Annotated in this window: 22 protein-coding genes and 1 tRNA gene; 1 reads left to right on the top strand and 22 read right to left on the bottom strand. The window is 60.5% G+C overall.

Annotation, left to right across the window (positions count from 1 at the left end):
• Nucleotides 1-2: 2 nt before the first annotated feature.
• From J2X54_RS11225 to J2X54_RS11320, 20 genes are all read right to left on the bottom strand, one after another.
• Complete coding sequence (locus tag J2X54_RS11225) at nucleotides 3-554, bottom strand: NUDIX hydrolase (RefSeq protein WP_310180682.1); 552 nt, start codon at nucleotides 552-554, stop codon at nucleotides 3-5.
• A 47-nt stretch (nucleotides 555-601) separates the two neighbouring features.
• The gene (locus J2X54_RS11230; protein ID WP_310180683.1) at nucleotides 602-913 is read right to left on the bottom strand and encodes a DUF2818 family protein; all 312 of its coding nucleotides are present in this window, start codon (nucleotides 911-913) and stop codon (nucleotides 602-604) included.
• Complete coding sequence (gene nuoN / locus J2X54_RS11235; protein ID WP_310180684.1) at nucleotides 913-2418, bottom strand: NADH-quinone oxidoreductase subunit NuoN; 1506 nt, start codon at nucleotides 2416-2418, stop codon at nucleotides 913-915. Before nuoN ends, J2X54_RS11230 begins: the two co-directional genes overlap by 1 nt.
• 36 nt (nucleotides 2419-2454) lie before the next feature.
• Nucleotides 2455-3951, bottom strand: a complete 1497-nt coding sequence (locus tag J2X54_RS11240; protein ID WP_070250198.1) for an NADH-quinone oxidoreductase subunit M — start codon at nucleotides 3949-3951, stop codon at nucleotides 2455-2457.
• Nucleotides 3952-3982: 31 nt separating this feature from the next.
• Nucleotides 3983-6091, bottom strand: coding sequence for an NADH-quinone oxidoreductase subunit L (gene nuoL / locus J2X54_RS11245; protein WP_310180685.1), 2109 nt, complete (start codon nucleotides 6089-6091; stop codon nucleotides 3983-3985).
• Nucleotides 6092-6138: 47 nt separating this feature from the next.
• The gene (gene nuoK / locus J2X54_RS11250; RefSeq protein ID WP_019920323.1) at nucleotides 6139-6447 is read right to left on the bottom strand and encodes an NADH-quinone oxidoreductase subunit NuoK; all 309 of its coding nucleotides are present in this window, start codon (nucleotides 6445-6447) and stop codon (nucleotides 6139-6141) included.
• On the bottom strand, nucleotides 6444-7082 hold the full coding sequence (locus J2X54_RS11255; RefSeq protein ID WP_070250203.1) for an NADH-quinone oxidoreductase subunit J: 639 nt from the start codon (nucleotides 7080-7082) through the stop codon (nucleotides 6444-6446). The genes nuoK and J2X54_RS11255 overlap by 4 nt, the downstream gene beginning before the upstream one ends.
• A 96-nt stretch (nucleotides 7083-7178) precedes the next feature.
• The gene (gene nuoI, locus J2X54_RS11260; RefSeq protein WP_019920325.1) at nucleotides 7179-7667 is read right to left on the bottom strand and encodes an NADH-quinone oxidoreductase subunit NuoI; all 489 of its coding nucleotides are present in this window, start codon (nucleotides 7665-7667) and stop codon (nucleotides 7179-7181) included.
• A 13-nt stretch (nucleotides 7668-7680) separates the two neighbouring features.
• On the bottom strand, nucleotides 7681-8766 hold the full coding sequence (gene nuoH / locus J2X54_RS11265) for an NADH-quinone oxidoreductase subunit NuoH (protein ID WP_310180690.1): 1086 nt from the start codon (nucleotides 8764-8766) through the stop codon (nucleotides 7681-7683).
• Nucleotides 8766-11087, bottom strand: a complete 2322-nt coding sequence (gene nuoG / locus J2X54_RS11270) for an NADH-quinone oxidoreductase subunit NuoG (protein WP_310180692.1) — start codon at nucleotides 11085-11087, stop codon at nucleotides 8766-8768. Before nuoG ends, nuoH begins: the two co-directional genes overlap by 1 nt.
• An 18-nt stretch (nucleotides 11088-11105) precedes the next feature.
• On the bottom strand, nucleotides 11106-12401 hold the full coding sequence (gene nuoF, locus J2X54_RS11275; RefSeq protein WP_310180694.1) for an NADH-quinone oxidoreductase subunit NuoF: 1296 nt from the start codon (nucleotides 12399-12401) through the stop codon (nucleotides 11106-11108).
• The gene (gene nuoE, locus J2X54_RS11280) at nucleotides 12398-12886 is read right to left on the bottom strand and encodes an NADH-quinone oxidoreductase subunit NuoE (RefSeq protein ID WP_070250211.1); all 489 of its coding nucleotides are present in this window, start codon (nucleotides 12884-12886) and stop codon (nucleotides 12398-12400) included. The genes nuoF and nuoE overlap by 4 nt, the downstream gene beginning before the upstream one ends.
• Before the next feature lie 11 nt (nucleotides 12887-12897).
• Complete coding sequence (locus J2X54_RS11285) at nucleotides 12898-14151, bottom strand: NADH-quinone oxidoreductase subunit D (protein WP_070250213.1); 1254 nt, start codon at nucleotides 14149-14151, stop codon at nucleotides 12898-12900.
• Nucleotides 14151-14744, bottom strand: a complete 594-nt coding sequence (locus tag J2X54_RS11290; RefSeq protein WP_070250215.1) for an NADH-quinone oxidoreductase subunit C — start codon at nucleotides 14742-14744, stop codon at nucleotides 14151-14153. Before J2X54_RS11290 ends, J2X54_RS11285 begins: the two co-directional genes overlap by 1 nt.
• Nucleotides 14741-15217, bottom strand: a complete 477-nt coding sequence (locus J2X54_RS11295) for an NADH-quinone oxidoreductase subunit B family protein (protein WP_019920332.1) — start codon at nucleotides 15215-15217, stop codon at nucleotides 14741-14743. Before J2X54_RS11295 ends, J2X54_RS11290 begins: the two co-directional genes overlap by 4 nt.
• Before the next feature lie 3 nt (nucleotides 15218-15220).
• On the bottom strand, nucleotides 15221-15580 hold the full coding sequence (locus J2X54_RS11300; RefSeq protein WP_026637003.1) for an NADH-quinone oxidoreductase subunit A: 360 nt from the start codon (nucleotides 15578-15580) through the stop codon (nucleotides 15221-15223).
• A gap of 163 nt (nucleotides 15581-15743) precedes the next feature.
• Nucleotides 15744-15828: transfer RNA gene (locus tag J2X54_RS11305), tRNA-Leu, on the bottom strand.
• 208 nt (nucleotides 15829-16036) lie between these two features.
• Nucleotides 16037-16453, bottom strand: a complete 417-nt coding sequence (gene secG / locus J2X54_RS11310) for a preprotein translocase subunit SecG (protein ID WP_310180701.1) — start codon at nucleotides 16451-16453, stop codon at nucleotides 16037-16039.
• A 135-nt stretch (nucleotides 16454-16588) separates the two neighbouring features.
• Nucleotides 16589-17338 (bottom strand): triose-phosphate isomerase, encoded by a 750-nt coding sequence (gene tpiA / locus J2X54_RS11315; protein ID WP_310180704.1) that lies wholly within the window; start codon nucleotides 17336-17338, stop codon nucleotides 16589-16591.
• A 101-nt stretch (nucleotides 17339-17439) separates the two neighbouring features.
• Nucleotides 17440-18420 carry an NAD(P)H-quinone oxidoreductase gene (locus J2X54_RS11320; protein ID WP_310180706.1) on the bottom strand — a complete coding sequence of 327 codons (981 nt, stop codon included), beginning with the start codon at nucleotides 18418-18420 and terminating at the stop codon, nucleotides 17440-17442.
• Nucleotides 18421-18655: 235 nt separating this feature from the next.
• Between J2X54_RS11320 and J2X54_RS11325 the strand changes: the two genes are divergently transcribed.
• Nucleotides 18656-20986, top strand: coding sequence for a TonB-dependent receptor domain-containing protein (locus J2X54_RS11325; protein WP_310180708.1), 2331 nt, complete (start codon nucleotides 18656-18658; stop codon nucleotides 20984-20986).
• Between the two features lie 143 nt (nucleotides 20987-21129).
• On the opposite strand, the gene J2X54_RS11330 is transcribed toward J2X54_RS11325, so the two are convergent.
• Nucleotides 21130-21738 (bottom strand): tetratricopeptide repeat protein, encoded by a 609-nt coding sequence (locus tag J2X54_RS11330; protein ID WP_310180710.1) that lies wholly within the window; start codon nucleotides 21736-21738, stop codon nucleotides 21130-21132.
• Between the two features lie 28 nt (nucleotides 21739-21766).
• Complete coding sequence (locus J2X54_RS11335) at nucleotides 21767-22540, bottom strand: GIN domain-containing protein (protein WP_310180712.1); 774 nt, start codon at nucleotides 22538-22540, stop codon at nucleotides 21767-21769.
• Nucleotides 22541-22609 lie beyond the last annotated feature (69 nt).

Below are 22609 nucleotides of genomic sequence, written 5' to 3' on the forward strand. Positions count from 1 at the left end.
CGTCAGCCCAGCTTCCAGTCGCCGGCGCGCAGCTTGTCGAGCCAGAACGCGCCGATCACGGTTTTCACGTCGGTCACTTTACCTTCGCGCACCCATTGCAGCAGGTCGTCGAGCGGCGCGGTAAACAGTTCGAGGAATTCGCCTTCGTCGAGCTTTTGCTCGCCTGCCACCAGGCCGCGCGCCAGGTAGATGTCCAGGTGCTCGTCAGCGTAGGCGATGGCGTTGTGGATGGTGCAGACGAACTGCCAGTCGGTGGCGGTGTAGCCGGTCTCTTCGATCAGCTCACGCTTGGCGCAATCGAGCGGATCTTCGTTGGGGTCGATTTTCCCGGCGGGGAATTCGATGAAGGTGCGGTGCAGCGGGTAGCGGAACTGGTTTTCCAGCAGGACGTGACCGTCGTCGAACACGGGCAGGATCACTACGGCGCCCGGATGCTTGATGTACTCGCGCACGGCGCGGCGGCCATTGGGCAGTTCAATATTATCGCGTTGGACTTTGAGGAAGTGGCCGTCGTAGGCCAGGTCGCCGTCGAGGCGGGTTTCGGTCAGATTCACTTGCTGCTCCACGAGGGTTCGAAGAGCAGCAGTGTATCAGTGGACGGCTAGTCGCGGGGACGGCGCAGGTAGCGGACGATGAAGCCGGGGAACCCCAGCACCAGGAACAGGCAGGCGGAAATCGCGTAGAACTCCCAGGTCTGCGGGAAGCGCGTGCCGATCTGGCCCTCGAGCGCCATGCCGATGGCGCCGACCACGAAGTACAGGCCGATCATCTCGGCCAGCCGCACGGTCAACGGCTTGGCTTCGGTGGACCAGCGTGCTGGAACCAGGGCCAGCACTTTTTCATTAAAGAATGGCAGGTTGGCGGCCGCGATAGCAATCGCGATCACCAACCAGCTCGCGCCATTGACGTCCATCAGGTAGTCAGCGTCACTTTCATCGCGGCTGCGCACACGGCCAGCAGCGGGCCTGGCAGCACGCCCAGCGCCAGGATGGCAACGCCGTTCAGGCTCAGCACCAGTTTCATGTCGGCTGGCGCGCTGAGCGGAGCGCTGTCAACCGGCTCGTCGAACCACATGGTTTTGACGATGCGCAGGTAGTAGTAAGCGCCGATCAGCGAGAACATCACCGCCACGACGGTCAGCCATACCTGGCCGGTACCGAGCACTGCGTTCAGCACCGAGAACTTGGCGGCAAAGCCTACCAGCGGTGGCACGCCGGCCATCGAGAACATCATGATGGTCATCATCAGCGCGAACCAGCCGCTGCGCTTGCCCAGGCCCTTGAAGTCGGCGATGTTGTCGGCATCGAAACCGGCGCGCGACAGCAGCATCAACAGGCCGAAAGTGCCCACGGTGGTCAGCACATAGGTGACCACGTAGAACATCGAGGCGCTGTAGGCAGCTTCCATGCCGCCGTTGCCGACGGTGGTGCCCACGCCCGACAACAGGCCCAGCAGCACGAAGCCGATCTGCGCGATGGTCGAGTACGCCAGCATACGTTTCAGGTTGGTCTGGGCAATCGCGGTCAGGTTACCGATCACCAGCGACAGCACGGCCAGGACCATCAGCATCTGCTGCCAGTCGACTGCCAGCGGCAGCAGGCCTTCCACCAGCAGGCGGATGCACACTGCAAAGGTAGCGATCTTCGGTGCGCCGCCCAGCAGCAGGGTCACTGCGGTTGGCGAACCTTCGTACACGTCCGGTACCCACATGTGGAATGGCACCGCGCCCAGTTTGAATGCCAGGCCAGCGACCAGGAACACGATACCGAACACCAGGATGGTCGGCTTGATGGTGCCGGCAGCAACGGCAGCAGCGACTTTCGAGATTTCCAGGGTGCCGGTGGCGCCGTACAACATCGACATACCGTACAGCAGGAAGCCCGAAGCCAATGCGCCGAGGACGAAGTACTTCATCGCCGCTTCGGTGGCCTTGTGGTTGTCACGACGCAGTGCGACCAGCGCATACAGCGACAGCGACATCAGTTCCACACCAAGGTAGATGGTGAGGAAGTGCGAGCCGGAGATCATGATCATCTGGCCCAGGCCTGCGAACAGCGCCAGGACGTAGAACTCACCGCCCAGGTTGCCGGTCATCATGCCGCGGTCAGTGGTGTACTGGCGCGAATAGATCAGGGTCAGGGCCAGAGCCAGGTACGTAAACAGCTTGAGCAGGTTCGACATCGGGTCGGACACGTACATGCCGTTGAAGGTATACAGCGTGGCGCCGCTCATGAAGTCGCCGTAGCTGATGGCCGCGCAAACGGCCAGCAGTGCCAGCGACAGCAGGTACGTGATCGAGCGCTTGGACTCCGACAAATACATGTCGACCAGCAGTAATAGCGAAGCGCCGACAATCATCGTGACCTCGGCATACGCCGGGGCGATGTTGAACGCCTCTTGTGGAATAGGTGTAATCATTTAGGATTTTCTCGATGTTCCGGTGTTCAGTTTCATTTAAGGCAGCTTGCTTTTAGCAACATGGGCCAGCAGGTCGGCCACCGACGTTTGCATGGTGTCGGTGAACGGCGCCGGGTACAGGCCCATGACCAGCACGGCAATTGCCAGCACGCCCAGCATGAAGAACTCGCGTCCGTTCACGTCGACCAGTGCGGCCACATGGTGGTTGGTCACTTTGCCGAAGATCACGCGCTTGGCCATCCACAGCGAGTAAGCCGCGCCGAAGATCAGTGCCGTGGCGGCCAGCAGGCCAATCCAGAAGTTGTACTGCACCGCGCCCAGGATCACCATGAACTCGCCGACAAAGCCGGAGGTCGCTGGCAGGCCGCAGTTGGCCATCGAGAAGAACACGAACAGTGCGGCGAACTTCGGCATCTTGTTGACCACACCGCCGTAGTCGGCGATCTGGCGCGAGTGGGCCTGGTCGTACAGCACACCGATACACAGGAACATGGCGCCGGAGATGAAGCCGTGCGAAATCATTTGCACGATACCGCCCTGCACGCCGATCGGGTTGAAGATGAAGAAGCCCAGGGTGACAAAGCCCATGTGCGCGATCGACGAATAGGCGACCAGTTTCTTCATGTCCTTCTGCACCAGGGCCACCAGGCCGATGTAGATCACGGCGATCAGCGACAGCGTGATCACGAAGCCGGACAGGTAGTGCGAGGCGTCAGGCGTGATCGGCAGCGAAAAACGCAGGAAGCCGTAGGCGCCCAGTTTCAGCATGATCGCGGCCAGCACGGCGGAACCGCCGGTCGGCGCTTCGACGTGGACGTCCGGCAGCCAGGTGTGGACCGGGAACATCGGCACTTTCACGGCAAAGGCCATGAAGAACGCGGCGAAGATGAAGATCTGTTCCTTCATTGTCAGCACTGCGAGGTGCCATTGCAGGATGTCGAAGCTGCCGGTGGTGCGGTACAGGTAGATGATCGCAACGAGCGTGAGCAGCGAACCGAAGAACGTGTACAGGAAGAACTTGAACGATGCGTACACGCGGTTTTCACCGCCCCACACGCCGATGATGATGTACATCGGGATCAGGGTCGCTTCGAAGAAGAAGTAGAACAGCAGGCCGTCCATGGCGCAGAACACGCCGATCATCAGGCCGGACAGGATCAGGAACGCGCCCATGTACTGCGCGACGCGCGACTGGATCACCTGCCAGGCCGAGATCACCACGATCACCGTGATGAAGGCGGTCAGCGGCACGAACCACAGCGACAGGCCATCGATGCCCAGCGAGTAGTAGATGTTGAAGGTATCGATCCACTTCGATTTTTCGACAAACTGCATGCCGTGGGCGGCGTTGTCGAAATTGGTAATCAGCGGAATCGTCGCCACGAAACTGATCAAGGCGCCGATCAGCGAGCCGATACGTACCAGGCCGGCGTTGGTGTCGCGACCGAGCGCCAGGATCAGGGCGCCGAACACGATCGGGAGCCAGATCGCCAGGCTCAGGTACGGTAATGTAGATATGGTTGACTGCATCATGGTTTTCGTTATCTCTATGCGTATCAGCTAATTAAGCGTGCCAAAACGGCAGGAAGTAGACCAGGAACCCCAGGATGCCCAGGATCATCACGAACGCGTAGTGGTAGATGTAACCGGTCTGACCTACGCGTGCCAGCTTCGAGAACCAGTTCACGACCTTGGCGCTGCCATTAACCAGCAGGCCGTCGATCAGGGTCTTGTCGCCGACATTCCACAAGCCGTTGCCCAGCAGGCGGGCACCGCCGGCGAACACCACCTCGTTGAACTTGTCCATGTAGTACTTGTTCTCGAGCAGCGTGTGCACTGCGGTGAACTTGGCGAAGAACCATGCCGGTACCCGTGGGTTGATCATGTAGCAGTAGTACGCACTGGCCACACCGGCGATTGCCAGCCACAGCGGCAGGGTCGTCAGCGAGTGAATCGTCATCGCCATGGCGCCGTGGAACTCTTCGCCCAGGATTTCCATTGCCTTGTGGTTTTCACCGACAAAGATCACGTTCTTGAAGAAGTCGCCGTGCAGCATCGGGCCGATGGCCAGGTAACCGATGATGACCGAAGGAATCGCCAGCATCACCAGCGGGAACCAGACCACGAATGGCGATTCATGCGGCTTCTGGCCAGGTTCCAGGCCGTGGTGGCCGTGGTCGTCTTCCTCTTCTTCGTGGTGCGCGTCCGCATCGTGGCCGTGTGCGGCCGGATCGGCGTGCGCGGTCTTGGCGTGGGCATCGTGATGGGCGTCGTGACCGTGCGCATGGGCCTGGCCGAAACGCTCTTTACCGTGGAACACCAGGAAGTACATGCGGAACGAGTAGAACGCGGTCACGAACACACCAGCCAGTACGGCGAAGTTGGCGAAACCGGCGCCCCAGATATGGGTCTCGTGCACGGCTTCGATGATCGAGTCTTTCGAGTAGAAGCCCGAGAAGAACGGCGTACCGATCAGAGCCAGCGAACCGAGCAGCGACGTGATCCAGGTAATCGGCATGTACTTGCGCAGGCCGCCCATGTTGCGGATGTCCTGGTCGTGGTGCATGCCGATGATGACCGAACCGGCGCCCAGGAACAGCAGTGCCTTGAAGAATGCGTGGGTCATCAGGTGGAATACGGCCACCGAGTAAGCGGAGCAACCGAGGGCGACGGTCATGTAGCCCAGCTGCGACAGGGTCGAGTAAGCGACCACGCGCTTGATGTCGTTCTGGATGATGCCCAGGAAGCCCATGAACAGCGCAGTGATCGAACCGATCACCAGGATGAACGACAGCGCGGTGTCCGACAGTTCGAACAGCGGCGACATGCGCGACACCATGAAGATGCCGGCGGTAACCATGGTGGCGGCGTGGATCAGTGCCGAGATCGGGGTTGGACCTTCCATCGAGTCCGGCAGCCACACGTGCAGCGGGAACTGCGCCGATTTACCCATGGCGCCGATGAACAGGCAGATACAGGCCACGGTCAGCAGCGCCCAGTCGGTGCCTGGCAGAGTCAGCAGTGCCAGTTCGTCCTTCTTGGCGAACACTTCCTGGTAGTTCATGGTGCCGGCGTACGCCAGCAGCAGGCCGATACCGAGGATGAAGCCGAAGTCGCCCACGCGGTTGACCAGGAATGCCTTCATGTTGGCGATGATCGCGGTAGGACGCTTGTACCAGAAGCCGATCAGGAGGTACGAGACCAGGCCCACTGCTTCCCAGCCGAAGAACAGCTGCAGGAAGTTGTTCGCCATGACCAGCATCAGCATCGAGAACGTGAACAGCGAGATGTACGAGAAGAAGCGGTTATAGCCTTCGTCTTCCGCCATGTAGCCGATGGTGTAGATGTGCACCATCAGCGACACGAACGTCACCACGCACATCATCATCGCCGACAGCGTATCGATCTGGAAGCCGACCTCGAAGTTGATGCCTGCCACCGTCATCCAGTGATACACGGTGCCGTTGTACGTGGCGCCGCCTAGCACCTCGTTGAACGTCATCGCCGACAGGATGAAGGCGATCAGCACGCCGAGGATGGTCGCCGTGTGGGACGTTTTGCGTCCCACGACATTGCCAAAGAATTTGGTTCCTAACAAACCCGCAATCGCGGAGCCGACCAGCGGCGCCAGAGGTACGGCCAGTAGGAGGTTAGGGTTGAGAGTACCCGCCATGATGAACCTTAATCGTTATTTTTCGAAATGAGAACCAAGCCGCGGGATTAACCCTTGAGCCTATCGAGGTCTTCCACATTGATGGTGTCCAGATTACGGAACAGCACCACCAGAATCGCGAGGCCGATCGCTGATTCAGCAGCGGCCACGGTCAGGATGAAGAAAACGAAGATCTGGCCGGCTGCGTCGCCCAAGTAGTGGGAGAACGCGATGAAATTCATGTTCACTGCCAGCAGCATCAGTTCGATGGCCATCAGCAGAACGATGATGTTCTTGCGGTTCAGGAAAATACCAACGATCGAGATCGCGAACAATATCGCGCCAAGAACCAGGTAGTGAGCAAGCGATAAAGTCATGGGGTCTCCTTGTTCTCTGCCGAACCGGTATCGACCTGGCCGCGCGTGGTAACCGGCGCGATCTTGACGATCTTCAGGCGGTCGTTACGTTTTACGCGGACAGCGTCAGCCGGGTCGAAATGCTTGGTGTCCTTGCGCTTGCGCAGGGTCAGGGCCACGGCGGCAACGATTGCCACCAGCAGGATCGCCGCAGCGATCTCGAAGCCATAAACATATTTGGTGAAGATCAGGATGCCCAGTTCCTTGGTGCCGCCGATATTACCGGCAGCAACGGCCTGGGTATCGAACGACAGGAACGACTTCCACAGCACGGCAGCCATTTCCAGCACGATGATGACGCCGACGAAGCTGGCCACCGGCAGGTAGCTCCAGAAGTTTTCGCGCAGCCTGCCGGTGTCGATGTCGAGCATCATCACCACGAACAGGAACAGCACCATGACGGCGCCCACGTACACGAGCACCAGCACGATGGCCAGGAACTCGGCTTCGAGCAGCATCCAGATGCCGGCGGCCGAGAAGAACGCCAGCACCAGGAACAGGGCCGCGTGGACCGGATTGCGGGCCGTGATAACGCGCGTGGCAGCCAATATCATGATGGCTGCAAAGGCGTAGAACAAAGCAGTTTTAAATTCCATAACTAACCCAAGAGACGTACAGTTTTTGTTTGAACCACCACTGCGGCGGAGAAGGCGTGACCGATGTTGCCGGCCTGCGCCCTGCCCCGCCTGTCGTCAGCGGTAAGGAGCGTCCGCAGCGCGTGCTTCGGCGATCTGGTTTTCGTAACGATCGCCCACGGCCAACAGCATTTCCTTGGTGTAGTACAAGTCGCCGCGTTTTTCGCCGTGGTATTCCAGCACGTGCGTTTCGACGATCGAATCGACCGGGCACGACTCTTCGCAGAAACCGCAGAAGATGCACTTGGTCAGGTCGATGTCGTAACGCGTGGTGCGGCGCGAACCGTCGTCGCGCTGCTCCGATTCAATCGTGATCGCCATCGCCGGGCACACTGCTTCGCACAGTTTGCAGGCGATGCAGCGCTCTTCCCCGTTAGGGTAGCGGCGCAGCGCGTGCAGGCCCCGGAAGCGCGGCGACATCGGCGTCTTCTCTTCCGGGTACTGCACGGTGATCTTGCGCGAGAACATATACTTGCCCGTCAGCGCCATCCCTTTGATCAGTTCGGTCAGCATGAAGCTGCCGATGAAGTCTTTTAAGCGTTCCATTTGTGTCTATTCCTTAGTTCCAGATATTCCATGGGGAATGCATCCAACCGGCCACGAACACCAGGTACACCAGGGTCAGCGGGATGAACACTTTCCAGCCCAGACGCATGATCTGGTCGTAACGGTAGCGTGGGAAGGTACCGCGCACCCAGATGAACACGGACACCAGGAAGAACGTTTTGGCGAACAACCAGAAGAAGCCGCCGAAACCGCCCCAGAATTCCAGGAACGCAAACGGTGCCGACCAGCCGCCGAGGAACATGATCGATGCCAGGGCTGCGATCAGGATCATGTTGGCGTATTCGGCCAGCATGAACATGGCGTACGCCATACCCGAGTATTCCACCATGTGACCGGCGACGATTTCCGATTCGCCCTCGACCACGTCGAACGGGTGACGGTTGCATTCAGCCAGGCCCGAGGTCAGGTACACCACGAACAGCGGCAGCAGCGGCAGCCAGTTCCACGACAGGAAGTTCAGGCCGTGCGACGCCATCGTACCAGCCTGCTGGCTGGCGACGATATCGCCGAAGTTGAGCGAACCGGTAATCATCAGCACCACGACCAGCACGAAGCCCATCGGGATTTCGTACGAGATCATCTGGGCCGAAGCGCGCATGGCGCCCATGAACGAGTACTTCGAGTTCGACGCCCAGCCGGCGATGATGATGCCGTAGACTTCCATCGAGGTAATCGCCATCAGCAGCAGCAGGCCGGCGTTGACATTGGCCAGCACCGCTTCGGGACCGAAAGGCACCACCGCCCAGGCAGCGAGCGCCGGCATGATGGTCATGACCGGACCGATCACGAACAAACCGGGGTTGGCCTTGGCCGGGGTGATAATTTCTTTAAAGAGCAGTTTCAGCGCATCGGCGATCGGCTGCAGCAGGCCGCCGGGACCGACGCGGTTGGGGCCGATACGGATCTGGATGAAGCCGATCAGCTTGCGCTCCCACAGGGTCAGGTAAGCGACCAGGCCCATCAGCGGCAGCAGCACCACGATGATCTTGATCAGGTTCCAGACGATAGGCCAGACCGGGGCCAACGGGCTGTTGGCGCCCAGGTCGTGCAACGTCGTGACGAATTCAGGCAACGCCATTATTTCACCTCTCCTGCTTTTTCAACGGTGATGGCACCGAACATGCTGCCCAGTGCAGCGGTCGAGCGGTGGGCCGCAGCAACGCGCACGGCGTTCGCTGGCAGCTTGGCGTCAACGGTGGCAACCAGGACTGCGCTGCCATGACCTTGGGTGACCTTGACGGTGTCGCCGGCAACCACGCCCAACTGCTGCGCCAGTGCTGGCGACAGGTGCGCTTTCGGTGCAGCCGCATCGGCCATCTTTTGCAGCGACTCGGCGCGGCGCACCACGGCGTCGGCGAAGTAGATCGGTACGTCGGCGATACGCTCGACGCCAGTCGACACCGAGGTCGAAGCGGTCAGCGACTGCTGGCCTGCGTTGTTGAGCTTGGCCGAGACGTCGAAGTTGCCGTTACCCAGCACTTCGTCGCGGATCGCTTCCGAGGTGTCGTAGTCGAAACCGGCCAGGCCGAGGATGTTACCGAGCACGCGCAGTACTTTCCACGCCGGGCGGGTTTCCAGCAGCGGCTTGACGGTGCCGTTGAAGCTTTGTGCACGGCCTTCGCAGTTGACGAACGTACCCGAGGTTTCGGAAAACGGCGAGACCGGCAGCAGCACGTCGGCGTAGTCCATGCCGTGCTTGTAAGCGGACATGACCACGACCATTTCGGCCTTGTTCAATGCGGCAATCGCCGCTTGCGGATTGTGCGCGTCCAGTTCCGGCTCGACGTTGAGCAGCACGTAGGCTTGCTTGGCTTCGGTAAACGCCGGGGCGGTGGCGCCGTTGGCGTTGACGATGTAAGCACCGACCGTGTTGGCCGCTTCGGTCAGATAACCGAGGGTGGCGCCAGTCTGTTCGGCCAGCCACTGGGCAGCTGCGTGCAGCGCGCCGGCTTGTGGATGTTGAACCGCAGCGTTACCAAGGAAAATACCCTTGCGCTCGCCGGAAACCAGCGAGGCGGCAACTGCCTTGGCGGCGTCCGACGCTTCGATACCGTCGAAACCGGCCGGTGCAGCGACCGACTTGGCGGCAGCGACGGCGGAAACGATTTGCGACAGCGCGGACAACCATTCCGACGGTGCAGCGATAACCTTGCTCGACACGTTCATCAACAGGTCGTCGTCGGTCGCGTGCAGGATGGACAGCTTGGCGCCGCCCTTCACTGCCGCGCGCAGGCGGGTGGCCAGCAGCGGGTGATCCTTGCGCAGGAACGAGCCGATCACGAACGCGCGGTCCAGTTGACCGAAGTCGTTGATCGACATGCCCAGCCACGGCGTCACGCCGGTCAGCGAGAAGTCGGACTGGCGCAGACGGGTATCGACGCTGGTCGAACCCATGGCGCGGGTGAGCTTTTGCAGCAGGTGCAGTTCCTCGAGCGTGGAGTGCGGCGTGGCCAGGGTGGCCAGCGCGTTGTCGCCATGCTCGTGGCGGATGTTTTTCAGGCCGTGCGCGACGTATTCGAGCGCGGTCTGCCAATCGACTTCTTTCCACTCGCCGCCCTGCTTGAGCATCGGCTGCGTCAGGCGGTCGGCGGCTTCCAGGCCTTCGTACGAGAAGCGGTCCTTGTCGGAAATCCAGCACTCGTTGACAGCGTCGTTTTCCAGCGGCAGTACGCGCTTGACCTTGCCGCCCTTGACTTGCACGATCAGGTTGGCGCCCAGGCCGTCATGCGGCGAGACCGATTTGCGGCGCGACAGTTCCCATGAACGGGCGCTGTAACGGAATGGCTTCGACGTCAGTGCGCCCACCGGGCACAGGTCGATCATGTTGCCGGACATTTCCGAGTTGACGGTCTGGCCGACGAACGAGGTGATTTCCGAGTGCTCGCCACGGCCGATCATGCCCAGTTCCATCACGCCGGCCACTTCCTGGCCAAAGCGTACGCAACGGGTGCACTGGATGCAGCGGGCCATCTCCTGCATTGAGACCAGCGGGCCGGCGTCTTTCGGCACGACCACGCGCTTGTCTTCTTCGTAGCGCGAATCGGTCTTGCCGTAACCAACTGCCAAGTCTTGCAACTGGCACTCGCCGCCCTGATCGCAGATCGGGCAGTCCAGCGGGTGGTTAATCAAGAGGAATTCCATCACCGACTTCTGTGCCTGTACGGCCTTGTCGGAGGCGGAACGCACGATCATGCCAGCCGATACCGGCGTGGCGCACGCAGGCAGCGGCTTCGGTGCTTTTTCCACTTCAACCAGGCACATGCGGCAGTTGGCGGCGATCGACAATTTCTTGTGATAGCAGAAGTGCGGGATGTACGTCCCCAGCTTGTTGGCGGCGTCCATCACCATGCTACCAGCAGGGACTTCGACTTTTTTGCCGTCTATTTCGATTTCAACCATGGTGATTGTTACCAGCTTTTAGATATATGCGGGCACAACGCAAGTCTTGTGCCCGATATGGTGTTCAAATTCTTCGCGGAACTGCTTGATGAACGCACGCATCGGCATAGCCGCGGCGTCGCCCAGCGCGCAAATCGTGCGGCCCTGGATGTTGTCGCAAATGGAGTTCAGCACGTCCAGATCGGAAGCACGGCCCTGGCCGTTTTCGATGCGATGGATCATGCGGTACATCCAGCCCGTGCCTTCGCGGCAAGGGGTGCACTGGCCGCACGACTCTTCGAAGTAGAAGTACGCCAGGCGTTCCATGGCCTTGACCATGCAACGGGTTTCGTCCATCACGATGACCGCGCCCGAGCCGAGCATCGAGCCCGCTTTGGCGATCGAATCATAATCGAGGTCGGTTTGCATCATGATCTCGCCACGAATCACCGGCGACGAGGAACCACCAGGAATCACGGCCTTGATCTTTTTGCCGCCGCGCATGCCGCCTGCGAGTTCCAGCAGCTTGGCAAACGGCGTGCCCAGCGGAACTTCGTAGTTGCCCGGACGCTCGACGTCGCCGGAGATCGAGAAGATCTTCGAGCCGCCGTTGTTCGGACGACCGATGGCCAGGTACTTTTCCGGGCCCATGTTCAAGATGAACGGCACGGCAGCAAAGGTCTCGGTGTTGTTGATGGTGGTCGGCTTGCCGTACAGGCCAAACGAGGCCGGGAACGGCGGCTTGAAGCGCGGTTGGCCCTTCTTGCCTTCGAGCGACTCCAGCAACGCGGTTTCTTCGCCGCAGATGTAGGCGCCGTAACCGTGGTGGGCGTGCAGCTGGAATGAAAATTCGCTACCGAGGATGTTATTGCCCAGGAAGCCGGCAGCACGCGCCTCTTCCAGCGCTTCTTCGAACAGCTGGTATTCGGCAAAGATTTCGCCGTGGATGTAGTTGTAACCCACGGTGATGCCCATCGCGTAAGCGCCAATGGCCATGCCTTCGATCAGTGCATGCGGGTTGTAACGAATGATGTCGCGGTCCTTGAAAGTGCCGGGTTCGCCTTCATCCGTATTACAGACCAGGTACTTCTGGCCCGGGAACTGGCGTGGCATGAAGCTCCACTTCAGACCGGTCGGGAAGCCCGCACCGCCACGGCCGCGCAGCGACGACGCTTTGAGGTCGGCGATGATCTGTTCCGGGGTGATCTTTTCTTCGATGATGCGGCGCAGGGCGCTGTAGCCACCGCGCTTGACGTAGTCTTCGAGGTGCCAGTTTTTGCCGTCGAGGCCGGCAAGAATGACTGGGTCGATGTGACGATTGTGCAGTGACGTCATTTGGCGCTCCCGCTCAGTTCACCGACCAGGGTGTCGATCTTGTCGTTGGACATGAAGCTGCACATGCGGTGATTGTTCACCAGCAGCACCGGTGCGTCGCCGCAGGCGCCCATGCACTCCCCTTCCATCAGCGTGAATTCGCCGTCTGCCGTGGTGTCACGGTAGTCGATGCCCAGCTTTTGCTTCAGGTGTTGCGCGGCGCGTTCGCCGCCCGACAGCGCGCATGGCAGGTTGGTGCACACGGTGATCTTGTGCTTGCCGATGGGCTTCAAGTTATACATATTGTAGAAAGTGGCCACTTCCTGCACGGCGATTGCCGGCATGCGGATGTAGTCGGCCAGTTCCTGCATGGTTTCCGGCGAGATCCAGCCCAGTTCAACCTGGGCGTGCGCCAGCGCGGCCATGACGGCGGACTGACGCTGGTCGTCCGGGTACTTGGCCAGCTCGCGGTCGATTTTTTGATAGCACTGCTCTGATAACAACATACTTTTGCCTCTTAGCGGTCAATACTGCCGAACACGATGTCCTGCGTACCGATGATGGTCACGGCGTCGGCAATCATGTGGCCGCGCGACATTTCGTCCAGCGCTTGCAGGTGCACATAATCGGGCGTGCGCAACTTCATGCGGTAGGGCTTGTTGGCACCGTCCGACAGCAGGTACACGCCAAACTCGCCTTTCGGGTGCTCCACGGCGGCATACGCTTCGCCTGGTGGCACGTGGAAGCCTTCGGTAAACAGTTTGAAGTGGTGAATCAACGATTCCATGTTGGTCTTCATGTCCACGCGGTTAGGCGGGGCAACCTTGTGGTTGCTGGTGATGACCGGACCTGGATTGTTGCGCAGCCACTCCACGCACTGCTTGATGATCTTGTTCGACTGGCGCAGCTCTTCCACGCGCACCAGGTAGCGGTCGTAGCAGTCGCCGTTGGTGCCGATGGCCACGTCGAAGTCCATCAGGTCGTACACTTCGTACGGCTGGTGCTTGCGCAGATCCCACTGGATGCCCGAGCCGCGCAGCATGGCGCCGGTAAAGCCCATCGCCAGTGCGTCTTCCGGGGTCACCACGCCGATGCCGACGGTACGCTGTTTCCAGATACGATTGTCGGTCAGCAGCGTTTCGTACTCGTCCACGTAGGTCGGGAAACGGGCGGTAAACGCTTCGATGAAGTCCAGCACCGAACCCTGGCGGTGTTCGTTCAGGTCGGCAATCGCCTTGGCCGAACGGATGATCGACGGCTTGTGCTGCGGCATGGTGTCCGGCAGGTCGCGGTACACGCCGCCCGGGCGGTAGTAAGCCGCGTGCATGCGCGCGCCCGACACCGCTTCGTACACGTCGAACAGGTCTTCGCGGTCGCGGAAGCAGTACAGGAACGGGCCCATCGCACCGACGTCGAGCGCGTGTGCGCCCAGCCACATCAGGTGGTTCAGGATACGGGTGATTTCATCGAACATCACGCGGATATATTGGGCGCGCAGCGGAACTTCAAGGCCCAGCAGCTTTTCGATGGCCATGACGTAGGCGTGCTCGTTGCACATCATCGACACGTAATCGAGGCGGTCCATGTACGGCACCGACTGCAGGTAGGTCTTTTGCTCGGCCAGCTTCTCGGTACCGCGGTGCAGCAGACCGATGTGCGGATCGGCGCGCTGGATCACTTCGCCGTCGAGCTCGAGCACCAGGCGCAGCACGCCGTGCGCGGCCGGGTGTTGCGGACCGAAGTTCAGGGTGTAATTCTTAATCTCAGCCATTATTTAATCCCGTAGTTTTCTTCGCGGATCACGCGCGGCACATTTTCACGCGGCTCGATGGTGACCGGCTGGTAGATCACGCGCTTCTGCTCGGGGTCGTAACGCATTTCGACATAGCCCGACACCGGGAAGTCCTTGCGGAACGGGTGGCCGATGAAGCCGTAATCGGTCAGGATGCGGCGCAAGTCGTTGTGGTTCTCGAACAGGATGCCGAACATGTCGAACGCTTCGCGCTCGAACCAGTTCAGGCAGCGCCACAGCGGCGTGAGCGACGGGAACACCGGCATCTCGTCGTCGCTGGCGAAGCAGCGCACGCGCACGCGCCAGTTGTACTTGAGCGACAGCAAGTGAATCACGACCGCGAATCGCTGGCCGTCCCAGGCGCCTTCGCCATAGGTGAGGTAGTCGACGCCGCACAGGTCGATGGCTTGCTCGAAACCGAGGGTGGCGTCGTCACGCAGCGTTTGCATCACGGCGTAGTAGTCGGCCTGCTTGACGGTGAGGGTAATCTCGCCGAGCGCCACGACAGTACTAACGCGTTCGCCCAGGGCAGTGCCGAGGGCGGTTTGGAGTTGTTCTAATTTGGTAGTCATCGTGCGATGGTGTTGGTACGCTTGATCTTGTTCTGCAGCTGCATGATGCCGTACAGCAGCGCCTCAGCGGTGGGCGGACAGCCTGGCACATACACGTCGACCGGCACGATGCGGTCGCAACCGCGCACCACCGAGTACGAGTAGTGGTAGTAGCCGCCGCCGTTGGCACAGGTGCCCATCGAGATGACCCAGCGCGGTTCCGGCATCTGGTCGTAGACCTTGCGCAGCGCAGGGGCCATCTTGTTGCACAGCGTGCCGGCCACGATCATCACGTCGGACTGACGTGGCGATGGACGGAACACCACGCCGAAGCGGTCCATGTCGTAACGGGCCGCGCCCACGTGCATCATTTCAACCGCACAGCAGGCCAGACCGAACGTCATCGGGAACATCGAACCCGTACGCGCCCAGTTGATCAGCTTGTCAGCCGAGGTAGTGATGAAACCTTCGTTTAATACGCCTTCAATAGCCATGGCTTATTCCCAATCAAGGGCACCTTTCTTCCAGATATACCAAAAACCGACCACGAATTCGGCGATGAAGCTCATCATCACCAGGAATCCGTTCCAGCCCAGTTCGCGTACCGAGACGCCCCAGGGGAAGAAGAATGCCGTTTCCAGATCGAACAAAATAAAGAGGATAGCGACGAGGTAGTAACGCACGTCGAATTTCATGCGCGCATCTTCGAAAGCTTCGAAGCCGCATTCATACGGGGACAGTTTGGCGAAGTCAGGCTTGTTCGGCCCGAGCACGTGGCCCAGTACCTGGGGAAGGATGCCTACGCCGAGACCGACGAGGATGAACAAAAGGACGGGGAGATAATTTTCGAGGTTCACGATTGATGAGCTTTGTTGAACGCTTGGTTTGAAGGACCACACTGCGATGTTTTGCGGTGCTCTTTACGTTCGCCCCAATCGTACAACTTAGACCAGGATCGAACGACACATCCTCGTAAAAAAGCCAGCTCAGGCACTACTCCCTTGCTGGCCTCTAAATTTTTGGTGCCGACGACGAGACTCGAACTCGTACAGCTTGCGCCACTACCCCCTCAAGATAGCGTGTCTACCAATTTCACCACGTCGGCATTCTAAGGCCGCTATTCTACTGCGTTTTTGCCGGCTTGTTAATGCCGTATTGCGAAAAAACAAGAAGAAAAACGATAAATATTTACTTCTCGGTACACTGGTTTAAGTTTTGCCCACCAATGCGCCATTGTGCTGCCAGTTACTGCTAAAACATTGAGCAACCCACTACCCTGTTGCTCAATATTGTGTTCCAAGACCGCTATTATATTACTTTGGGATGGAGTTTGCAGGCGCTGGTGCAGGAGTTTGTGCAGCGGGTGCTGCAGGTGCAACAGGCGCTGGCGTCGGGGCGTTAGGAATGCCGGCCGAACCGGTGGCAGGCGCCGTCGCCGGTGCAGTTGGCAGGGCCTTGTCCATCACGCCGCCGCTCACTGCGCCGCTGTTGTGCTGGGCGGAGATGTAGGCCAGGGCCAGGGTGGCGCTGAAGAAGACTGCCGCCGCCACGCCGGTGGACTTGGACATGAAGTTCGAGGAGCCGGTGGCGCCGAACAGGCTGCCGGAAGCGCCGGAACCGAAGGCCGCGCCCATGTCGGCGCCTTTACCGTGCTGCAACAAGACGAGGCCGATGATGGTCAGGGCCGAAATGACTTGGATGATGACTACCAGGTTGAACATGCTGCTCATGATATTCCATTCAAAATTAAATAGTTTTGTATCGTTTTGTATCGTTTTTTAAGCTCGCCAATACGGCGTGGCAAGCTGTTTAACTACATTTTTACAACAGTACTTCTCGTTAAGGGAAAACCCTTAATGTCTTGCTCAGGCGTGGATGATCGCCAGGAAATCTGCCGCCTTGAGTGCCGCGCCGCCAATCAGGCCGCCGTCGATGTCGGCCTGGGCCAGCAACTCGACCGCGTTGTCCGGCTTCATGCTGCCGCCGTACAGGATCTGGATCCTGGCAGCGACCTGCTCGCTTTTCCTGGCCACGCAGCCGCGCAGGAAATAATGCGCTTCCTGGGCCATCTGCGGGGTGGCCGTCTTGCCGGTGCCGATCGCCCACACCGGCTCATAGGCCAGCACGACGTTAGCCAGCTGCTCGGCCGGAATGACTTCGAGCGCGGCCTGCAACTGGGCGCAGATCACGGTTTCGGTATTGCCGGCTTCGCGGTCTTCCAGGGTTTCGCCCACGCAGATCACGGGAACGAGGCCGGCAGCGAGCGCCACCACGGCTTTTTGCGCAACCAGTTCGTTGGTCTCGCCGTGATACGCGCGCCGCTCGGAGTGGCCGACCAGCACGTATTTCGAGCCGAAATCGGTCAGCATCGACGCTGCCACTTCACCAGTATAGGCGCCGCTGGCGTGGATCGACAGGTCCTGGCCGCCCCAGGCGACCGCGGTGGCGTTCAATTCTTGTTCGCACTGGGCGAGGTAGGGAGCAGGCACACAGACCGCGCAATCGGCGCGGTCGTTGACATCCTTGAGGCCGGAGACGATGCCGGCCAACAGGGCCGCATTGGCAGCGCGGTTGCCGTTCATCTTCCAATTGCCGATAACGAGTTTGCGTCGCATAGTAGCCTAAATTTTCAATAACCTGTGATTTTACCGCGCCCCCGGGGGTGGGTCAAACTTGCATTGGTGAATTTGTTGTTTTGGTTACAAGGAGTTCCGCACTAAATCACCTGCAGCATGATCTTGCCGACATGGGCGCTGCTTTCCATCAGCTCATGCGCCTGCGCCGCCTGCTCCAACGGAAACACCGTATGAATCACCGGCTTGATCTTGCGCTCGGCCATCAACGGCCACACGTGCTTGAGCAGGTTTTTGGCAATCGCGCCCTTGAACTCCACCGAACGCGGCCGCAAGGTCGCGCCGGTAATCGTCAGGCGGCGGTACAACATCTGTCCCAGGTCCAGCGTGGTCTTGGCGCCGCCCAGCGTGGCGATCAGCGCGATGCGGCCATCGTCGGCCAGGCACGCCACTTCGCGCGGCACGTAGTCGCCGCCAACCATGTCGAGGATCACGTCAACGCCACGGTCGTTGGTGAGCGACTTGACCACTTCGACGAAGTCTTCGGTCTTGTAATTGATGCCGCGTTCGGCGCCCAGTTCCTGGCACGCGGCGATCTTGTCGGCGCTGCCGGCGGTGGCAAACACGCGGTGGCCCAGCGCGCTGGCCAGCTGGATCGCTGCCACGCCGATGCCCGAGGTACCGCCCTGCACCAGCAATGTTTCGCTGCCCGTCAGGCGGGCGCGGTCGAACACATTGCTCCAGACCGTGAAATAGTTTTCGGGGATCGTCGCCGCTTCCAGCATGCTCCAGCCCTTCGGTACCGCCAGCACCTGCTCGATCGGCGCCACGCAGTACTCGGCGTAGCCGCCGCCCTGCACCAGCGCGCATACGTGATCGCCAATGTCGAAAGTGGAGTAATCGAGGTCGCCGTCGACGATCTCGCCGGCCACTTCCAGGCCCGGCAGGTCGGAGGCGCCCGGCGGCGGTGCATAGGCGCCCTTGCGCTGGAACACGTCGGGACGGTTGATGCCGGCCACGTGCACCTTGATCAGCACTTCGCCGGTTTTGACCACGGGCATGGGGCGCTCGCACAACTTCAATACTTCAGGCGAACCGGGTTGGGTGATTTCAATCGCGCGCATGGTGGACCTCTGCAAATGTAAAGAAAAGATTGTACGCGAGGCTACTCCGCCACGCAGGCGGCGCACGGCTGCACGGCGGCACGGCTGCAGGCCACTTTATGCAATTGACTTGCAACAACAATGGCGGAGCGCTATTATTGCAACCGTTTTGCATTAACACCTCATGTGCTGCTGCCCTGCCCCAACCTTGCCGGGCTGCGCCCGCCCCAACCCTCCAATACCATTGCCAGGAATCATGCGCCATCACGTACTTGCAGCTGCCATTCTGTCCACTTTCTCGAGTGCCTACGCAGCCGACGACACCCCCCTCCAGACCGTTGAAGTCCGCGCCGACAAGCCGGCCGGCAGCGACACCAGCGTTACGGTCCAGAACGACCGCGCGAACAACCGCACTCTGGGCGACATGCTCGAACAGGTGTCGGGCGTGCAAAGCAGCGCCTTCGGCCCCAACGCCGGCGCGCCGGTGATCCGCAGCCTCTCGGGCAGCCGCGTGCAGATCCTCGAAGACGGCCAGTCGATCATGGGCATGAACGCCATCAGCGGCGACATCAACATCCCGTTCGACCCGCTGTTTGCGCGCAGCGCCACGGTCAGCAAATCGTCGGACAGCGTGCGCTACGGCGGCAATGCCATCGGCGGCAGCGTCAATGTCGATTCCGGCATCTTGTCGCGCAAGATGGAAGACAAGGACCACGAGCTCGAACTGGTGCTGCGCAAAGGCTATAACGACGCCGATGCCCAGGGCCTGCGCCTGAACTTCAACAACAGCAAGAACTTTTCGACCAACATCCAGCTGTCGTTCCAGAGCATCGACCACTACAAGATTCCCGGCAACAGCAAGGCGTCCGTGTGTAATACCGGGCTGTTCCCGGCCACTGGCGGCATCAACAGTTTTATTGCCGACAGCTGCCAGAAAGAGGCGCGCATCCAGCAGGTGTACAACAAGTCGTCGCAGCCGTATATCGAGCAATTCATCAGGGACAACCCGGACTGGGCCGATGGCGATTTTTCCTTCTACACCAACAATCCGACCTCGGTGTGGCAGCGCAAGACCTACGTCAATCCGGCCAACCCGGCATATGTGCCGGGCACGCCGCGCACGGTCGAAAACCGCATCAACCGCGATGTCACGCCCGATTATCACGGCACGCTGGGCAACAGCTATTCGAACAATGCGCACTTCGGCGTCGGCACCACCTATTTCTTCGACCAGGGCTACGTGGGCGTGAGCCTCGATAGCAAGGAAAGCAAGTATGGCGTGCCGGGCTTTTCGATGGAGAACAAGTCGTTCGGCGCCAACTACGACGAAGGATTGCCGGTGGGCGTGAAGATTCGCCAGGATAAATATGCGCTCGAGGGCAAGCTGCTCTCTCCCGTGGCGTACGTGGACAGCGCGGAGCTGCGCGTCTCGCGCCTGAACAACACGTCCGGCGAAACCATCGGCCCGACCAACGCCAACGAGTATGCGTTCGATACCACCCAGGCCGAGCTGCTGCTGGCGCAGCAGCGCGCAGGCGCCCTCTCCGGCGTGGTCGGCGTCTCGCATCGCGCGCGCGATGTGACCGGTAGCGGTCCGCAGTTGTACTTGCCTGACGTTGGCACGACCAGCAACGCGCTGTTCATCCGGCAGAACCTCGACTTCGACTGGGCCTCGTTCGATGCCGGTTTCCGCCACGAGAAAGTGGAACACGAGATCGAAGCAAGCGGGTTCAAAACCTCGCGCAACGCCGCCAATACCAAGTTGGCCGACCGCGAATTCAGCCTGAACAGCTATAACCTGGGCGCCGCCTTCGAGCTGGGCAAGCTGTGGGGCGCCAAGCTGCGCTACGGCTCGTCCGAACGCGCGCCCGACATCAACGAGCTGTACGCGAGCAACCGCCACTACTCGATCATGACGCAAGAGGAAGGCAACCAGAACCTGAAAGCCGAGCGCGCGCGCAACACCGAGCTGAGCGTTCTGTTCGGCCTGGGCGGCTTCAAGCTGACTGGCACCGCTTACCAGATGAAATACGACAATTTCCTGTACCTCGGCCATTCGGGCCTGCAAACCGCCAACCGACTGCCGCTAAAGTACTGGAAGCAGACCGACACGACCGTCAAAGGCTTCGAGCTCGACGCTTCGCAAGCGTTCAGCCTGGGTGGCTACGGCAAGTTGAACGTCTCGGCCTTCGCCGACCTGGTCAAGAACAAGGCCGATAACCCGGACCGCCTGCGCACGCAAAACGATGGCGAGTACCTGCCCAATATGCCGACCAACCGCTACGGCGCCAACCTGGCGTGGGAACACAACGGCTGGAAGGCGCGGCTGTCGAGCACTTATTACGACAAGCAGAAATACCTGGGCAAGAGCGTCAGCAACGAAGTACCGCTGGACGCCTACAACATGGTGAACTTCCAGGTCAGCCGCGCGATCGATTCACCTTACGCGCGGGTGACCGGGCTGGAGGTGTTCATCAGCGGCTCGAACCTGCTGAACGACGACGCGCGGCCGAACAACTCGCCCCTGAAATACATCGCACCGTTGCCGGGACGGGCCTTCCAGGTCGGCCTGACGATGAAGCTATAAAGGGGCCTCGACAACCTACTGCGCGACTTGCTATCGCCTCTCCGTTGCTCAGCGTACCTCCGTACGCTTCCGCTACTCAAGACGATATCAAGCCGCTCGCTACGGTTTTCGATGTCCCCTTGCCGGCAACTGGATACCCAGCTTTACTCGCCGCCGGTACGGGATTTATTCGGTAGCGGCGAGTTGGGCTTCCAGCGAGCCGACATGGCCTGCCCTTCCTCGATCTGCTCCGGCGTCATGTGCTTGACCACCGCCGCGCGCTGCTCGGCGGCGTTCGGTGCGCCGCGGGCGGCTGCCAGGTTCCACAGCATGTAGGCGATCACGTTATCCTGCGGCACGCCGCCGATGTGGTAGCGGTACATCAGCCCCATGGTTTGCAGCGCTTCGCCATGGCCTTGCTGGGCCGCCTTGCGGAACCAGCTCACCGCCTGCTTGTGGTCCTGGATCACCGAGTTGCCGGTGTAGTACATGGCGCCGACCACGTACTGGGCGTCGGCCTTGCCTTGCAGCGCAGCCTTGCGGTGCCACTGGAACGCTTGCTGGTAGTCCTGCGGCACGCCGCGTCCCATGTAGTACATCAGGCCCAGCAGGTGCTGGGCGTCGGCGTTGCCGGCGCGCGCCAGGGGCGTGATTTCCTTGAGCGCGGTGCCGTAGTTCTTGTTGTTGTAGGCGGTCGCGCCCTCGGCAAAACCTGCCAGCGCGGCCTGTTGCAGGCCGAAGGCGAGACAGATCGCCAGTATGAATTTTTTCATGTCGATTGAGTAGGGAGCGTTTGCAGGCTTACTTCCAGTTGACCTTGCCGAGGCCGTCAACCGAAACATCGCGGTTGACCGGCTTGCCGTACACGGTGGCGGAACCGAGGCCGCTCAGGTCGAGCTTGGCGTTGGCGGTGGCGGTGACGGTAGCGTTGCCGAGCCCACTCAGGTCGAGGTCGATGCTCTCGGCCGTGAACTTCTGGGCGTTGAGGCCGCCGATCCCGCCAAGGTCGGCCTTGAGCAGCTTGCCGCTGCCCCCGAGCACGATGTTGCCGGCGCCGCCCAGGTCGATGTCGACGCGTTCGTTTTCGCTGATCCACAAGTTCATCTTGCCTACGCCGCCGAGCCTGGCGCGCACGGTCTTGTAATCGACGGTGGCCTTCATGCTGCCGGCGCCGTCGAGCACCAGTTCCAGTTCCTGGCCGGAGAAGCCGCTGATCTCGGCAGCGCCCAGTCCTTCCATCACCACCTGGCGCAGGTTGGGCAGCACCATCTCGGCGCGCGCGCCGCTGCTGGTACTGATCCTGACGCTGCGCCCGCCGCCGCTTTCCAGTTGCAGGGTATCGCCGCTTTGCGCATAGGTCAGCCGGTCCATGGTGCGCTTGTTGCCGGTGATCGTGAGCGAAGGGACCGGGCCCTGCCGCAGCTTGACATCGACCATGCCATCGATCTTGACCCGCACCACGCGCGCGTCGATGCTGACGGTACGGGTTTCGCTGGTGTCGTCGGCAGCCTGAGCGCGCCCGAACAGCGCGCACGCCGCCGCAAATAGCAAACCGAACTGGAAAATCCTCTTCATGGTCTATCCCTGGCTGATGATTCCACAATCATAACGCCCGCCACGCCCCCACCCGCAAAATTGCGACGA

The organism is Duganella sp. 3397 (assembly GCF_031456625.1).
GTDB classification, from domain to species: domain Bacteria; phylum Pseudomonadota; class Gammaproteobacteria; order Burkholderiales; family Burkholderiaceae_D; genus Rugamonas; species Rugamonas phyllosphaerae.

Coding starts and splice junctions, on each gene's coding strand:
- J2X54_RS11230 (WP_310180683.1), bottom strand. CDS start 913: ATGGACGTCAATGGCGCGAGCTGGTTGGTGATCGCGATTGCTATCGCG.
- nuoN (WP_310180684.1), bottom strand. CDS start 2,418: ATGATTACACCTATTCCACAAGAGGCGTTCAACATCGCCCCGGCGTAT.
- J2X54_RS11240 (WP_070250198.1), bottom strand. CDS start 3,951: ATGATGCAGTCAACCATATCTACATTACCGTACCTGAGCCTGGCGATC.
- nuoL (WP_310180685.1), bottom strand. CDS start 6,091: ATGGCGGGTACTCTCAACCCTAACCTCCTACTGGCCGTACCTCTGGCG.
- nuoK (WP_019920323.1), bottom strand. CDS start 6,447: ATGACTTTATCGCTTGCTCACTACCTGGTTCTTGGCGCGATATTGTTC.
- J2X54_RS11255 (WP_070250203.1), bottom strand. CDS start 7,082: ATGGAATTTAAAACTGCTTTGTTCTACGCCTTTGCAGCCATCATGATA.
- nuoI (WP_019920325.1), bottom strand. CDS start 7,667: ATGGAACGCTTAAAAGACTTCATCGGCAGCTTCATGCTGACCGAACTG.
- nuoH (WP_310180690.1), bottom strand. CDS start 8,766: ATGGCGTTGCCTGAATTCGTCACGACGTTGCACGACCTGGGCGCCAAC.
- nuoG (WP_310180692.1), bottom strand. CDS start 11,087: ATGGTTGAAATCGAAATAGACGGCAAAAAAGTCGAAGTCCCTGCTGGT.
- nuoF (WP_310180694.1), bottom strand. CDS start 12,401: ATGACGTCACTGCACAATCGTCACATCGACCCAGTCATTCTTGCCGGC.
- nuoE (WP_070250211.1), bottom strand. CDS start 12,886: ATGTTGTTATCAGAGCAGTGCTATCAAAAAATCGACCGCGAGCTGGCC.
- J2X54_RS11285 (WP_070250213.1), bottom strand. CDS start 14,151: ATGGCTGAGATTAAGAATTACACCCTGAACTTCGGTCCGCAACACCCG.
- J2X54_RS11290 (WP_070250215.1), bottom strand. CDS start 14,744: ATGACTACCAAATTAGAACAACTCCAAACCGCCCTCGGCACTGCCCTG.
- J2X54_RS11295 (WP_019920332.1), bottom strand. CDS start 15,217: ATGGCTATTGAAGGCGTATTAAACGAAGGTTTCATCACTACCTCGGCT.
- secG (WP_310180701.1), bottom strand. CDS start 16,453: ATGAGCAGCATGTTCAACCTGGTAGTCATCATCCAAGTCATTTCGGCC.
- tpiA (WP_310180704.1), bottom strand. CDS start 17,338: ATGCGACGCAAACTCGTTATCGGCAATTGGAAGATGAACGGCAACCGC.
- J2X54_RS11320 (WP_310180706.1), bottom strand. CDS start 18,420: ATGCGCGCGATTGAAATCACCCAACCCGGTTCGCCTGAAGTATTGAAG.
- J2X54_RS11325 (WP_310180708.1), top strand. CDS start 18,656: ATGCGCCATCACGTACTTGCAGCTGCCATTCTGTCCACTTTCTCGAGT.
- J2X54_RS11330 (WP_310180710.1), bottom strand. CDS start 21,738: ATGAAAAAATTCATACTGGCGATCTGTCTCGCCTTCGGCCTGCAACAG.
- J2X54_RS11335 (WP_310180712.1), bottom strand. CDS start 22,540: ATGAAGAGGATTTTCCAGTTCGGTTTGCTATTTGCGGCGGCGTGCGCG.